This window comes from Vibrio sp. 1641, from assembly GCF_033339995.1.
GTDB lineage: Bacteria > Pseudomonadota > Gammaproteobacteria > Enterobacterales > Vibrionaceae > Vibrio > Vibrio alginolyticus.
The window spans coordinates 1-1,238 of sequence record NZ_JAWOVP010000047.1 but is presented as its reverse complement, the minus strand read 5'-3'; the positions used below and the strand labels follow the sequence as shown (position 1 = coordinate 1,238).

1 protein-coding gene is annotated in these 1,238 nt (G+C 44.2%); it reads right to left on the bottom strand.

Annotated features, from left to right (window positions below; all coding sequences use genetic code 11):
* Positions 1–156: 156 nt before the first annotated feature.
* A partial coding sequence (locus R7Z47_RS24050) for a zonular occludens toxin domain-containing protein (RefSeq protein WP_318130668.1) occupies positions 157–1,238 on the bottom strand: 1,082 nt, incomplete at its 5' end.

Genomic DNA, 1,238 nt, shown 5'->3' with positions numbered 1-1,238 from the left:
TTCATACATGTTCCGCTTCCTCGAAGCGATTTTCGCAAGCTCAATATCACTTCTTGCGGCGAGCGGTCTAACTAGAGGTTGCCCATCTAAATAGCATTATTGTTCCCCAAATGCAGAAGCCCCAGAACAAAGCCCAAAGAATGTTTATCAGCATTGCTATATCTGAACAGGAACGTTTTGCTGAAGAATGTCAGTTGGCTTTTCGCGTTGGCCGCAAGTGAAGATCCTTTCTGAATCTTCCCAAGTTACCCGATAGACACAATCTGAAAGAATCTCGAACTGGTAGCCAATATCAACCAAATCTGTATGGTCGAAACTGAAAAGCTTATCCGTACCATCGTAAACATCGATGTATATCTTGTAGAAAGTCAGGTCACGGTTTAGCTCTGCCATTGATTTCAACCTAGTTCTAAGCGCTATTTGCTTAGCGTAACCAGTGATAAAAAAGTCGTAACCATCTAAAGGACCAAACCCGGAACTGTTCTTTTTCTTGGGTGAAGTCTCCGTTCCTTGAGCTGTTGGCGTGCCAGCTGGAATTTCGACGTTAACATTTTGCTGCTTTACTGGTTCCGGTGCTTTTTCGGGTTCAGGCCACCACGCCATGATGTTGATAGGCAAACCAACACCCAAAAGCAAAGCGGTACCGATAACGGGCCATCGCTTCCAGAAAGGTCTAATGTCTTTCGCTTGCGCTTCTTGAACATGCTTATTGGACTGAGAATGGCTTTTGTAAAACGGAAAATACTCAGACTTGTAAGATCGTATCGACGTATTAACCACCTCACCATTGCAACCATCTTGAACCTTTTTGGTGTATGAGTTGCTGGAACCCATTGCAGTATTTTTAGTGCAACGGTAAGTGACTTCAATCATATCTTTGATATCACGATGCACCTTGCGTATGTTCTGGGTCAGCAAGATGATATCGACACCATAGTGACGGTGTATCGAAAACCACTCAAGAATCGCAGCCGGAAGCCCACGAGATGGCAAGCTCATATGAGCCTCATCAACAATGTACAAAGGCCCCTGTCCTTTCTCATTTCGCCACTCATCGGAGTAATCTTCAATCTGACTAAAAGGCCGACTTGTAGAGCCAAAATCCGTCAATCGACCATCAACTATCTTTATTAGGTCGCGCGCATCCTCACCGAATATCTTTACGAACCAATCAACATTAAGCGTAATGTTGGTAATAACTTTACGCCCTTCCTTGATAGCCGGGATGATGTGATAAG